This window comes from Kitasatospora sp. NPDC058190 (assembly GCF_042883685.1).
In the GTDB taxonomy this organism is placed as follows: Bacteria; Actinomycetota; Actinomycetes; order Streptomycetales; family Streptomycetaceae; genus Kitasatospora.
Map to the genome: position 1 here is coordinate 52,728 of NZ_JBHVVI010000046.1, position 13,752 is coordinate 66,479.

Below are 13,752 nucleotides of genomic sequence, written 5' to 3' on the forward strand. Positions count from 1 at the left end.
GGTGGAGGCGGCCATCCCCGGAGCCGAGCACCACGAACGGCACGCACGACGCGGACACCCCGCCGCGCGACAACAGCGGCGACGTCCTGACGGCCGTCAACTGCCTCGACATCCCGCACCCCAAGGACCCGCAGGCCTACTGGAACGTGCTCGATCGCGCCCACCGGGAGTCGGGCGTCTTCGGGACCTCCGGTGTACTCGCCGCACTCAACTGCCGCGACTGGCCCGCCGGCCCGCTCAAGCCGCACCGGGTGTCCGCCGCCGGCCTGCCGCCGGTCCTCGTGGCCGGTACCACCGGCGACCCGGCGACGCCGTACCAGAACGCCCAGAGCCTGGCCGCCCAGCTGCCCGGCGGGATGCTGCTCACCTTCAAGGGCCTGGGCCACGGTGCCTACGGCCGCAGCAACGCCTGCGTCACCGACGCGGTGGACGGCTACCTGACCGGGCTCAAGCCCGTGTCACCGGGCACCACCTGCTGAGCAGGGCCGGGGACTGCGGCGAGATCGCTGATCCGGAGCCCCGACTCCCGGCTACGGCACGAACGTGCTCAGGTCGACCGCGTCGGCCATCGCCTGGTACCCGGCGTCGTTCGGGTGCAGGCGGTCGCCGGAGTCGTACGTGGGGTCGAGCGCCAGCGGATTGCCGGGGTTCTGCATCACCTTGTCGAAGTCGATGACGCCGTCGAACGCGCCGCTCGTCAGGATCCACTGGTTCACGGTCTCACGGATCTGCTCACCGTAGGTCGTGCAGTACTTGGCGCCCTGGTGGGGCAGGATCGTTCCACCGGTGATCTTCGCTCCTGCCGCGTGCGCCTGGCGGATGACGTTCAGCATGCCGTTCTCCAGGTCGGTCGCCGTCAGCGGTCCGGTGCCGTCGGAGCCGATGTTGTCGCCGATGTCGTTGATGCTCTCGAGCACGATGACGTCCTTGACGTCCGGCTGGCCGAGGACGTCGTGTGGGAAGCGGCTGCGTCGCACTCCCAGGTGCTCGATCGCAAAGGTCTCGGTGACCTCGTGAAGCGGCACACCGACCGCATCGCCCGAGATCCGGCCGTGGCCTTGGACCTGTACGACCGTCCGATCGGCGGTCGGATCCGCAGTTGTCAGACGCTGTCCGCACCGGACTTGGCCGGCTTGGGCTCCAGCGCCGGATCGGGATTGCGCAGCGGAAGTTTGGACCAGCGGAACGGAGCCAGCAGCAAGCCCACGTAGGAGTCGGGCAGACGGACATTGTCGGCCAGGCCGATGTCCTCCGGGGGAATGCGGTCGCCGGGCAGAAGGAAGGTTCCGAACAACAAGTCCCAGATGACGACCTTGCCACCGAAGTTGTTGTTCGCCTCACGCATGTCCCTGGAATGATGCCAGCGGTGCTGCTCCGGCCCGGGCACCAGATAGTTCAGCGGACCCAGGCGGACATCCATGTTCGAATGCATGGTGACGCCGTGGCAGTTGTAGAAGGTCAGCAGAATGATCAGGCCCGAGATGCTGTGCAGGGTCCACCCGGTGAGTGCCAGCGGGAAGACTATCGCCACGTCGTCGAGGAAGAAGTCGATCGGGTGGAAACGGGCCGAGTTGAGCCAGTAGAGTCGCTCCGAGCTGTGGTGCACCGCATGGAACCGCCAGAAGAACCGCGCTCCGTGAATCCAGCGGTGCATCCAGTAGTAGAAGAACTCTCCGACAAAGAGCGCCAGCGCAGCCTGGGCGACCGGAGGCCAACTCGTCGGCCACAGCGTGCTGTCCAGCTCCTTCGAGAGAAAGACGGAGCCGGCGAACAGGACCGAGAGGAAGAGCGGCTCAACCAGCCGGGCGACCACGAGCAAGGCCACCAGGCTGGAGGTGGCATCCGTGACCACATCGTCGCGCGAGCGGTTCCACCCCTCGTAGAACGGTTGGACCCGCTCCAGTACGGCCACGTACACCGAGGCGAAGACCGTGACCATCGGCACGATGGCCCACTGCGGGAACGAGGTGTCGACGAGCGAGATGGAGGCCCCGAGAGTCAGCGCCATCAGAATGGGATAGCTGAAATACCGGATCACAAAACGCAAGCTTCTACGCGTTCTTCCGAACTCTTTCCCCACTGCTTCCCCCGTCAATTCCATGACACACCTTCCTGCCCGGAACGGGCAATATCTCACTCGTCTTCGATGTTTTTCCGCCACACCCGAACCGGCCCCCACGTCGCCCTGCACTCGACGGTCTGCCGGCCGGCGGACGCGATGCGCCGCACAAGGACCTGTTCGGTCAGCGGCGTTCCGCGGTTCCCTGATCCGTCCCGTGGGCCTGCCCGGCTTCCTGTGCCCTCGGTGCCCCGGTCACCCGAGCGTGGCCTCTGTTCGATCGCCAGACTCCTGTGCCGTCGCCCCGGCCAGGCTCTTGGGGCTTATGTCGGTCCAGGCATTCTCGATGTAGTCGAGGCAGTCCTGCCGCCTTGCCTCGCCGAAGACCGTCTCCCAACCGTCGGGTACCGTGACGAAGTTCGGCCACAGCGAGTGCTGGCCGTCCTCATTGACCAGGACCAGGTAGTCGGCTTCCGGATCGTCGAACGGATTCGTCATCACGTCGTCCTCTCTCGCATGGATGATGTGGCGTGCATCGACGTGTCGCCTGCGCCGGACCGGCGCCGGGACGATCACCGGCCGCGCAGCTCCAGGGTGCAGCACTTGACGCTGCCGCCCGCCTTGAGCAGCTCGGTGAGGTCCACGCCTATCGGCTCGAAGCCCCGTCGGCGCAGTTCGCCGATCAGGTGGGTGGCCGATTCGGGCAGCAGCACGTGGTGGCCGTCGGAGAGCGCGTTGAGGCCGAAGACGGCGGCGTCCTCGTCGGTTGCCAGGATCGCGTCCGGGAACAGCTCGCGCAGCACCGCTCGGCTGCCGGGGGTGAAGGCCGCCGGGTAGTACATGACCTCGTCGTCGGAGAGGACGGCGAGGGCCGTGTCCAGGTGGTAGAACTCCGGGTCGACCAGGGTCAGGCTGGTCACCGGAACCCCGAAGAACTCCTGGGCCTCGGCGTGCGACCTCGGGTCGGTGCGGAAACCGGTACCGGCCAGCAGCCGGCGGCCGACCAGCAGGTAGTCGCCCTCACCCTCGTTGATGTGTTCGGGCCACAGGAGTTCGGAGTAGCCCTGCTCGCGGAACCAGGAGAGGTAGGCGGGGCCCTCGGCCGTGCGCTCGGCGTGGCGGAAGCGCGCTCCCAGGACCTTCCCGTCGATCACGGTGGCCCCGTTGGCCGCGAAGACCATGTCCGGCAGGCCGGGCAGCGGGGCGATCTCCTCGACGGTGTGGCCGAGTTCGCGGTAGAGGTCGCGCAGCCGGGTCCACTGGGCGAGCGCGCGCTCGCCGTCGACCGGCTTCTCCGGGTGCATCCAGGGGTTGATGGAGTAGCTGACGTCGAAGTGGCTGGGCCGGCACATCAGGAAGCGGCGCGGGCTCGAGGTGCGGACCGGCGTCCGGTCGCTCGGGTCCGGCCGGGTGGTGTCCGTCATGGACGTGGTTCTCCTTGGTCTGTGCGGTACCCGGGGGAAGGCCGGGACCGAGGCGGTCGGGGGTGCGGTGCTCCCCCGGATCAGTCGATGAGCCGTCGGCGCATCCCGCGGACGGCCAGGTACCAGGCGAGGACGGCGAATCCGGCCAGCACGGCCCCGTGCAGCGCGTCCGCCGCACCCAGGGTCCCGAAGGCGGCGTGACGGACCGTCTGCGTGCAGTGGTAGATCGGGTTGACGGCGGCGACGCCCTGGACCCAGCCGGGCAGCCCGTCCAGCGGGAAGAACACGCCCGCGGCCATCACCAGCGGCGTCAGCACGCCGGAGACCACGAGTCGCAGCCAGTCGATCGCCGGCACCAGGCAGGACACCCACATGCCGAGCAGTGCGAAGGCGAAGCCTGAGACCAGCGCCACCAGCGGCACCAGCAGCAGCTCCGGCCCCGGTGGGAGGCCGATGGCGAGGGTGACCAGCAGCGGCGCGGTGCCGTAGACGGAGGACTTGACGGCTATCCAGGACGCCTCGGCCGTGACCAGCTCCCAGACGTCGACGGGCTGGCAGAGGACGGCGTCGTAGATCTTCTGGTACTTGCGGCGGTTGAAGCTCTCGAACATCCCGGCGAAGGCCGAGGCGAAGAGCACCGAGGTGACCACCATGCCGACGCCGACGAACTGCGGGTACGGATGGCCCTGGACCGAGTCGATCAGCCGGCTGAAGCCCAGGCCGAAGCCGGTCATGTAGACCAGCGGCTCGATCAGCGAGCCGAAGGTGATGGCGGGCCAGTAGCGACGGAAGAGCAGCAGCTCGCGCAGCCAGACCGCCCGCATGGTCGGCCACAGGGCGGGCGGCCGGCCTGGGGCGGCCGGGAGGCCGGCCTGCGCCTCGGTGCGGGGCGTGGGCGTCGCCGTGGTCATCGGGTGTCCTCTCTGTGGGGGCCGGCGGGCCCTGTTCCCGCCGGTGGCCGGTGGGCGCCGTGCTCCGGCCGGCGGTCCCCCGACGGGGACCGGCCGGTTCGCGGGGCTCGGCCGCGCGGCGGGGCTCAGCCGAACAGTTCTCCGGTCAGCGCGACGAACACGTCTTCCAGGGAGGTCGGGCGCAGCACGTCCGGCGGCCCGAGGCGCTCGTGCAGCTGCACGGGGATGGTCTCGGCCCGCAGGACGGAGACCGCCGGACCGGTGCGGCGGCTGGGCAGTCCGACCCGGGCGGCTTCGGCTTCGACCAGTTCGCGCCGGGCCGCGTCACCCCGGTACTCGGCGGCCTGGGCGCCCGCGTGGGCGCGCAGCAGCTCCGTCGGGGTGCCCCGGGCGATCAGCCGGCCGCCGAACACCACCGCCACCTCGTCGGCGAGCCGCTCCGCCTCCTCGATGTAGTGGGTCGACATCACCACGGTGGTGCCGCTCTCGCGCATCCCGTCGATCACGTCCCACAGGTCCTGCCGGATCTGCGGGTCCAGGCCGACGGTGGGCTCGTCCATGAGCAGCAGCCGCGGGTTGTTGACGATGCCCCGGGCCAGGAGGACCCGGCGACGCATGCCGCCGGAGAGCGCGTCGGCCCGGGTGTCGGCGCGGTCGGTGAGCCGGACCGCCGCCAGCGCGCGGTCGACGGCGTCACGGTACCCGGTGCGCGGTAGGGCCGTGAACCGTACGAAGACCTCGAGGTTCTGTCGCACCGTCAGTTCGGGGTCGATGTTGTCGTGCTGCGGCACGACGCCGACCAGGGAGCGGGCCCGGCGGGAGTCGTCCGGCATTCGGTGCCCGAAGACCTCCACCGTGCCCGCGTCCGCCCGGGTCTGTCCGGTGAGCATCCGCATGGTGGTGGACTTGCCGGCGCCGTTGGGGCCGAGCAGGCCCAGGAACATGCCGGCCGGCACCTCCAGGTCCAGGCCGCCCACCGCGGTGGTGGTGCCGAAGGTCTTGACCGCACCGCTGATTCGGACGGCAGGGGTGTCCACGCGGGCCGTTCCTTTCGAAAGGGGTCTGGGAAGGGGCTCGGGAAGGGACCGGGAAGTCGCGAAAGTCGCCGCGCCGGATCGGCCGGCACCCTCGGTCCCGGAAATCCGGGCCCGGCTTCCGGTCGGTCACGGAATCTGTCCGGCCGACGTGATGCCACAACGGCCGCCGGGGCGTCGCCGGTTCAGGTCCGATCGCACGCACGGCGCGCACTCATCTAACCGCAGAATCGCCTTGTCGGGAACCCGTCCAGAGGGGGTTCCCATGTCCATGACCAGGTGTTATGTTGACCGAAGATCAATGCCGCTGGGACCGCGTCACGCTGGCCCATCCGGGGGGAAATTCGGCTCAATCACCCGCTGCTCGACCGACTTCGACATCGGTCTGCGACGGGTGCCGATCACGCGTTCCGTCCTTGACAGCCACCCGCGGCAGCACTGTCCGTGATGTCCCTATCGAGGAGATGTGGATGCAATCCGACGGACCGTTCACCGGGGATGTTCACCTGCGGGGCGCGGAACCCGAGGACGCCGGGGCCGTCACCGAGGTCTTCCTGGCCTCCCGCGCCGCGGCCATGCCGTATCTCCCCCGTGTGCACAGTGACGAGGCCACCCTGTGGTGGATCACCAACGTGGTACTGACGGGCACTCGGGTCTGGGTGGCCGAGGATGCCGACACCCGGGCCCTCCTGGGCTTCGCCTCGCTCGACGGCAACCTGCTCGACCACCTCTATCTGCGCCCCGACGCGCGCCGTCGCGGTATCGGGACGCTGCTGCTGGAGGCCGTCAAGTCGGCCGGCCCGCAGGAGCTCTCGCTGCACGTCTTCCAGAAGAACACCGAGGCCCGCGCCTTCTACGAGCGGCACGGATTCGTCGTGGTGGACACCAACGACGGCAGCCGCAACGAGGAGAACGAGCCGGACATGACCTACCGCTGGACCGCGTGACTTCCGCCCGCTCCGTGCGGTAGTACCCCGCCGAGGGACGTCGGCGGGCCCCAACGGCCAAGAGCCACCGGAAAACCACCGTCCGGCCCGCCCAGCCCACCAGGCCGGCGGGGCGGATCCACCTGGAGGGACACCTCGTGCTGGGCGAACACAGCCTGCCCGCGGAAACACCGCTGTCGTACGCGCAGTTGGCGCTCTGGTTCAATGACCGCCTCCAGGGTGGGGACGCCTCGTACAACGTCCCGGTGGCACTGCGGCTGACCGGCCCGGTCGACCACGAGGCGCTCCGGTACGCCCTCGCCGACGTGATGGAGCGGCACGCGGCCCTGCGCACCCTCTTCCCCGAGCGGGACGGCGTGCCGCGCCAGCACGTGCTGCCGATGACCGAAGTACCCCCGGTGCTCACCGTGGTGCCCACCACCGAGGCGGAGCTGTCCGCCCTGATCGAGGCCGAGTCCGGGCACGTCTTCGATCTGCAGGCGGAAGTTCCGCTGCGGGTGCACCTGTTCGCGCTCGGCCCGCAGGAGCACGTGGTGCTGATGGTGCTGCACCACATCGCCGGCGACGGCTGGTCGATGGCCCCGCTGGCCCGCGACCTCAGCACCGCGTACCTGGCCCGGAAGCAGGACCGGGCGCCCGTCTGGTCCCCGCTGCCCGCCACGTACGCCGAGTACGCCGTACGTCAGCACGAGAGCCTCGGCGACCTGGACGACCCGCAGAGCAGCGGCGGCGGACGCCAACTCGCTTACTGGCGTCAGGCCCTGGCCGGTCTGCCGGACTACCTGGAGCTGCCCACCGACCACCCCAGGCCGGCCGCGATGTCGCACCGGGGCGAGTTCTTCCCGTGGAACCTCCCGGCCGAGCTGCACCGCGAGCTGCTGGCGCTCTCCCGCTCCTGCCGGGTCAGCATGTTCATGGTGCTCCAGGCCGCGCTGGCCGCGGTGCTGACCCGCTCCGGGGCCGGTACGGACATCCCGATCGCCAGCCCGATCGCGGGTCGCACCGACGAGCGCTACGACGAGGTCGTCGGCTACTTCGTCAACCCGCTGGTCCTGCGCCTGGACACCTCCGGCGACCCGACCTTCCGCGAACTGCTCAAGCGGGTGCGCCGCACCGACCTCCAGGGCTTCGCCCACCAGGAGTTCCCGTTCGAGCGGCTGATCACCGCGCTCAACCCGCACCGCTCGCTGGCCTGGCACCCACTGTTCCAGGTGATGCTGGCCTTCCAGAACACCCCCGAGGCGGCCCTCACCCTGCCCGGCATCGACACCGAGATCGCCGAGGCCGGCCCGGGCGGCGCCAAGTTCGACCTGTCCTTCAACATCCGCGAGTCGCACGAGGCCGACGGCTCCCCGGCCGGGCTCGGCTGCTTCGTCGAGTACAGCACCGATCTGTTCACCCGGGAGGGCGCCGAGGCCCTGACCGTCCGGCTCGGCCGGATGCTCGCCGAGGCCGCCGCCGACCCGGACCGGCGGATCGGCGCGTACGACCTGCTCTCCGCCGACGAGCGCCTCGAACTCCTGGACCGCGCCGGCGGGCCCACGCTGCCCACCCCCACCGCCACCTACCACGCCGCCTTCGAGGAGCGCGCCGCCCTGGAGGGCGAGGTCACGGCGCTCGTCGCCGAGGACGGCCGGCTCACCTACGCCGAGGTCAACGAGCGGGCCAACCGGCTCGCCCGGGAGCTCGTCCGGCGCGGGGCCGGCCCCGACCGGTACGTCGTCCTGGCGCTGCCGCGCACCACCGACCTGTTCGTCTCCCTGCTCGCCGTCCTCAAGTCAGGCGCCGCCTACATCCCGGTCAGCCCCGCCGTTCCGCGCGAGCGGCTGGCCGGCATCCTCGCCGACGCCGCCCCGGTCTGCGTGCTCGCCACGGCCGCCGACGCCGGACGTCTGCCGGACGGCGCGCCCGTGCTGGTCCTGGACGAGCCCGCGGTCCGGGCCGGCATCGCCGCCCACCCCTGCGGGAACCTGACCGACTCCGACCGGACCGGCCCCACCGGCCCGCTCGACCCCGCCTACGTCATCCACACCTCCGGGTCGACCGGCGTGCCCAAGGGCGTGGTGATCCCGCACGGCGGCCTCAGCAGCCTGATGCAGCACCACCGCACCCGCATGGTCCGCCCGTCCGGCGGCCCGCAGGGCCGGCGCCTCCAGCTCGGACTGGTCGCATCGATCACCTTCGACACCGCCTGGGAGCCGCTGTTCTGGCTGCTCGAGGGCCACCCGCTGCACCTGCTGAGCGACGAGGTCCGGCTCGACCCGCAGGCCCTGGTCGACTACGTCCGCCGGGAGCGCGTGGACTTCCTCGACCTCACCCCGACGTACGTCCCGGCGCTCACCGCGGCCGGCCTGTTCGCCGAGGACCACCACCGCCCGACCGTGCTGATGCTCGGCGGCGAGGCCGTCGGCCCGGCGCTGTGGACCGAACTCTCCGCCCTGCCGGACGTCGCGGTGTTCAACTACTACGGCCCGACCGAGTGCACCGTCGACGCGCTCGCCTGCAACCTGGCGGACAGCACCACCCCCGTCATCGGCCGCCCGCTCGACAACACCCGCGCGTACGTGCTGGACGAGCGGCTGCGACCGGTCCCGCTCGGCGTGCCCGGCGAGCTCTACCTGTCCGGGCCGCACCTGGCCCGCGGCTACCTGCGCCGCCCCGGCCTCACCGCCGAACGCTTCGTCGCCGATCCGTACGGGCCGCCCGGCGCCCGCATGTACCGCACCGGCGACCTCGCCCGGATGCGCCGCGACGGCCAGGTGGAGTACCTCGGCCGGGCCGACGGGCAGATCAAGATCCGCGGCTTCCGGATCGAGCCCGGCGAGATCGAAGCGGTGCTGCTGCGCCACCCCGCCGTCCTGCAGGCGGCCGTGCTGGCTCGGGGCAGCGCCGAGGAGCGCCACCTCGCCGCCTACCTGGTGACCGAGGACGGCACCGCCCCCGACCTCGCCGAGGTGCGCGAGCTGCTGGCGGGGCAGCTGCCCGACTACATGATCCCGGCGGCGTACGCCGTCCTCGACCGGCTGCCGCTCAACTCCAGCGGCAAGCTCGACGGTTCGGCCCTGCCCGAGCCCGATCTGCGCGCAGCCACCGGCCCGTCCCGGGCCCCCCGGGACGCCCGCGAGGCCGCGCTCTGCGCGCTGCTCGCCGAGGTCCTCGGCGTCGCCGAGGTCGGCCCCGACGACGACTTCTTCGCCCTCGGCGGCCACTCGCTGCTCGCCACCCGGCTGGTCAGCCGGGTGCGGACCGCCCTGGGCGCCGAACTGCCCATCCGGGCGATCTTCGAGAGCCCCACCGCCGCCGGACTGGCGCGCCTGGTGGACACCGACCGATGTCGCCCGGCGCTGACCGCCGCCGCCCGGCCCGAGCGGATCCCGCTCTCGCACGCCCAGCGCCGGCTCTGGTTCCTGCAGCAGCTGGACCCGCGCAGCGATGCGTACCACATCCCGCTCGCCCTGCGCCTGACCGGCGCCCTGGACGCCGACGCGCTCGCCGCCGCGCTGCACGACTGCGCCGTCCGCCACGAGGCCCTGCGCACCGTCTTCCCCGCCGACGGGGCCGACCCGCGGCAGCTCGTCCTCGACCCCGACCAGCTGCCCCCGCTGCTGTCCGCCGCCGACACGGCCGAGGAGGACCTGGCCGAGGCCCTGCGCACCGCCGCCGCCCAGCCCTTCGACCTCACCGCCGAGCCGCCGCTGCGCGCCCACCTCGTCACCCTCGCGCCCGACCGGCACGTCCTGCTGCTGACGGTCCACCACATCGCCTGCGACGGCTGGTCGCTGGGCCCGCTCGCCCGCGACCTGGGCGCCGCCTACCAGGCCCGGGCGGCCGGCCGCGCACCCGACTGGACGGCCCTGCCCGTCCAGTACGCCGACTACACCCAGTGGCAGCTCGCGCTGCTCGGGGACGACGAGGACCCGGGCAGCCCGGCCGCGCGCCAGTGGCAGTACTGGAGCAAGGCCCTGGACGGCCTGCCCGAGGAGATCGCGCTGCCGGTGGACCGGCGCCGCACCGCCGAGACCGGCCAGGAGGCCGGCCGCGTCCCGCTGCGGCTGACCGGCGAGGACCACCGGGCCCTGGCGGCCCTAGCCCGGGCGCACGGCGCCAGTCTCTTCATGGCCGTCCAGGCCGGCCTCGCGGCGCTGCTCACCCGCCTCGGCGCGGGCACCGACATCCCCATCGGCACGCCGATCGCCGGCCGCACCGACGAGGCCCTGGACGACCTGGTCGGCTTCTTCGTCAACACGCTGGTGCTGCGCACCGACACCGACGGCGACCCGGGCTTCCGCGAGCTGCTGCTCCGCGTCCGGGACGCCGACCTCGCCGCCTACGCCCACCAGGACCTGCCGTTCGAGCGGATCGTCGAGCTGATCAACCCGGAGCGCTCCCCCGGCCGCCACCCGCTCTTCCAGGTCGCCCTGGTGATGGACCAGGCCGGTCCCGCCGTGGACATCCCCGGCCTGGAGAGCGAGGTGCTCACCGCGGGCCTGACGCCGGCCAAGTTCGACCTCACCGTCACGCTGGGCGCGCCCGCCGGCCCGGACGGTGAGCTGAGCGGCGCGATCGAGTACCGCACCGATCTGTTCGACCGGGCCACCGTCGAGGCGATCGCCCACTACCTGGCGCGACTGCTCGGCGCGGCGGCGGCCGACCCCGAGCGGCCGATCGGCCGGCTCGGACTGTCCGCGGAGGACGAGCGGGCCGCGCTGCTGGCGGACTCCGTCGGCGAGCGCCGGGAACTGGCGCCGACCACGCTGGCCGCGCTCGTGCGGGAACGGCTCGCCGCCCCGTCCGACACCCCGGCGCTGGTCTTCGAGGGCCGGGCGCTCGACCCGGCCGAACTGGACCGCCGGATCGAGGCGATGGCCCGTCGGCTCGCCGCCGTCGGCGTCCGCCCGGGCAGCCGGGTCGCCGTGGCCGTGCCCCGCTCGGTCGAGCTGGTGGTGGCGCTGTGCGCCGTCCACCGGGCCGGCGGCGCGTACCTCCCGCTCGACCCCGACTACCCGGCCGACCGGCTCGCCTTCATGCTGGTGGACGCCCGCCCGGCCGCCGTCATCGCCGCACCGGAGCAGCTCGCGCTCCTCAGCCCCTCCGAGGGCGTGCCGTGCCTGTCCCCGGAGGACCTGCCGGCGCCCGAGGACGTCACCCCGACCGCCCCTGGTCCCGAGGACCCGGCCTACGTCATCTACACCTCCGGCTCGACCGGACGGCCGAAGGGCGTGCTCGTCCCGCACCAGGGCATCGCGAACCGGCTGCGGTGGGGCCAGGAGGAGTACCGGCTGACGGCCGCCGACGCGGTGCTGCAGAAGACCTCCTCCAGCTTCGACGTCTCGGTCTGGGAGTTCTTCTGGCCGCTGATCACCGGCGCCACCCTGGTGGTGGCCAGGCCCGACGGGCACCGCGACCCGGCCTACCTGGCGGAGCTGATCCAGCGTCAGGACGTGACCGTCGCCCAGTTCGTGCCGTCCATGCTGGACGCCTTCCTCCAGCACCCGCAGGCCGCCGAGTGCACCGGGCTGCGCCTGGTGGTGGCCAGTGGCGAGGCCCTGCCGGCGGCCACCGTGCGCCGGTTCCGGCAGGTGCTCCCGGGCGCCCGGCTGGCCAACCTCTACGGGCCCACCGAGGCATCCGTCGAGGTGACGGCCTGGGAGTGCGGTCCGACGGACGAGCAGCCGCGCCCGGTGCCGATCGGGCGGCCGGTCTGGAACACCGGCGCCTACGTCCTGGACTCCGCCCTGAACCCCGTCCCGCCGGGCGTGCCCGGCGAGCTCTACCTGTCCGGCGAGCAGCTCGCGTACGGCTACCTCGGCCGCTCGGCGCTCACCGCCGAGCGCTTCGTCGCCGATCCGCACGGCGCGCCGGGCACCCGGATGTACCGCACCGGTGACCTGGCCCGCCGCCGCCGCGACGGCGCGGTGGAGTACCTGGGCCGGGTGGACGGCCAGGTGAAGGTCCGCGGCCACCGGATCGAGCTCGGCGAGATCGAGACCCGGCTGGGCGAGCACCCGGCGGTCTCGGCCTGCGCGGTCACCGTCCGCGAGGACCGGGCCGGCGCCGCCCGGCTCGTCGCCTACGTGGTGCCGGCCCCGTCGGCCGAGCCGCCCACGGCCGCCGTGCTGCGCGCCCATCTGCGCGGCCACCTGCCCGAGTTCATGGTGCCCACCGCCTACGTGTTGCTCGGCGCCCTGCCGGTGAGCGTCAACGGCAAGCTGGACCGTCGGCGGCTGCCCGAGCCGCAGACCCATGTGGAGAGCCGTTCCCGGGAGCCGCGGACGCCGACCGAGCGCACGCTGGTCGCGCTGTTCGCCGAGCTGCTCGGCGTGCCCGAGGTCGGTCCGGAGGACGACTTCTTCCTGCTCGGCGGCCACTCACTCCTGCTGATCCGGCTGGTCGAGCGGATCCACGCGCAGTTCGGCGCCGACCTGCCCGTGCGGGCGCTGTTCGAGGCGCCGACCGCGGCAGCGCTCGCCGAGCGGCTGACCGAGCGACGCCCCGAGTCCGCCGACGCGGCCTTCGAGCCGCTGATGGCGTTGCGGAGCACCGGCGACCGGGCACCGCTGTTCTGCGTCCACCCGGTGACCGGCGACGGCCTCGGCTTCCTCGGCCTGCTGCGCGGTCTCGACCCGGACCAGCCGGTCCACGCCTTCCAGGGCATCGGCCCAGTCGGTGGCGGGCCGCGGCCCGCCACCCTGGACGGGCTGGCGCGGGAGTACCTGGCGCGGATGCGGGCCGTCCAACCGCACGGCCCCTACCGGGTGCTCGGCTGGTCCTTCGGCGGGCTGGTCGCCCATCAGATCGGCGTCCTGCTGCGCGAGGCCGGCGAGGAGGTCGACCTGGTCGCGCTGCTGGACAGCCTCCCGGCGCCGCGGGACACCGGGGAGATCACCGACACCACCGTGCTGGCCGAGCTGCTGACGACGACCGGCGCGCCCGACGCCGAGGTGGCCGCCGTGCTGGCGGACGAGTGGCGACCGACGCCTTTGGAGCTGCTCGACCGGCTCGCGGTCGCACTGCGCGAGGCCGCGCCGCGCGACGAGGAGCAGTTGGCGGTCTTCCTCGACTCCTGCCGCTACCACGCCGAGTTGATGACCGGCTGGACGCCGGGTGTGCTCGACGCGCCGGTGGTCGTCTTCACGGCCTCGGCCGACAACCGGCCGGAGGAGACGGTGGCCACGTGGTCGGCCCACACCACCGGGCCGGTGATGGACCACCCGATCGCCGCCCGGCACCTGGACCTCGCCAACGCCGGACCGATCGACGAGATCGCCGGGGTCCTCGCCGCCGCCCTGCGCCGGGCCGAGGAGGACCGGCGATGACGGTCCGTCCGGCGCGCTGCGGACGGACCGTCGCCGGCCGCCCGGCCCCGGACCGCGGGGC

General features: G+C 72.5%; 9 protein-coding genes. 3 read left to right on the forward strand and 6 right to left on the reverse strand.

Translation table 11 applies throughout. The features are described 5' to 3' along the window. Window positions 1-146 precede the first annotated feature (146 nt). A complete protein-coding gene (locus ACFVWU_RS21725) occupies window positions 147-479 on the forward strand; it encodes an alpha/beta hydrolase (RefSeq protein ID WP_387623361.1) in 333 nt (110 codons plus the stop codon). Window positions 480-530: 51 nt separating this feature from the next. Here the strand turns inward: ACFVWU_RS21725 and ACFVWU_RS21730 are convergent, their stop codons facing one another. The 6 genes from ACFVWU_RS21730 to ACFVWU_RS21755 form a co-directional block, all read right to left on the reverse strand. After that, a complete protein-coding gene (locus tag ACFVWU_RS21730) occupies window positions 531-1,025 on the reverse strand; it encodes a GDSL-type esterase/lipase family protein (RefSeq protein ID WP_387623364.1) in 495 nt (164 codons plus the stop codon). 77 nt (window positions 1,026-1,102) lie between these two features. Beyond that, window positions 1,103-2,008: a sterol desaturase family protein gene (locus ACFVWU_RS21735; protein ID WP_387623366.1), complete on the reverse strand. Its 906-nt coding sequence runs from the start codon at window positions 2,006-2,008 to the stop codon at window positions 1,103-1,105. 306 nt (window positions 2,009-2,314) lie between these two features. Continuing rightward, window positions 2,315-2,557 carry an MbtH family protein gene (locus tag ACFVWU_RS21740; protein WP_387623369.1) on the reverse strand — a complete coding sequence of 81 codons (243 nt, stop codon included), beginning with the start codon at window positions 2,555-2,557 and terminating at the stop codon, window positions 2,315-2,317. Window positions 2,558-2,631: 74 nt separating this feature from the next. Further along, a complete protein-coding gene (gene ddaH / locus ACFVWU_RS21745; RefSeq protein ID WP_387623372.1) occupies window positions 2,632-3,483 on the reverse strand; it encodes a dimethylargininase in 852 nt (283 codons plus the stop codon). Window positions 3,484-3,563: 80 nt separating this feature from the next. Continuing rightward, window positions 3,564-4,394: an ABC transporter permease gene (locus ACFVWU_RS21750; RefSeq protein ID WP_387623375.1), complete on the reverse strand. Its 831-nt coding sequence runs from the start codon at window positions 4,392-4,394 to the stop codon at window positions 3,564-3,566. Window positions 4,395-4,519: 125 nt separating this feature from the next. Further along, a complete protein-coding gene (locus ACFVWU_RS21755) occupies window positions 4,520-5,431 on the reverse strand; it encodes an ABC transporter ATP-binding protein (RefSeq protein ID WP_387623377.1) in 912 nt (303 codons plus the stop codon). Between the two features lie 467 nt (window positions 5,432-5,898). Between ACFVWU_RS21755 and ACFVWU_RS21760 the strand changes: the two genes are divergently transcribed. Both ACFVWU_RS21760 and ACFVWU_RS21765 read left to right on the forward strand, forming a co-directional pair. Beyond that, window positions 5,899-6,375 carry a GNAT family N-acetyltransferase gene (locus tag ACFVWU_RS21760; RefSeq protein WP_387623380.1) on the forward strand — a complete coding sequence of 159 codons (477 nt, stop codon included), beginning with the start codon at window positions 5,899-5,901 and terminating at the stop codon, window positions 6,373-6,375. 137 nt (window positions 6,376-6,512) lie between these two features. Continuing rightward, entirely contained in the window at window positions 6,513-13,691 is a 7,179-nt protein-coding gene (locus tag ACFVWU_RS21765) for an amino acid adenylation domain-containing protein (RefSeq protein WP_387623383.1), read from the forward strand. Window positions 13,692-13,752 lie beyond the last annotated feature (61 nt).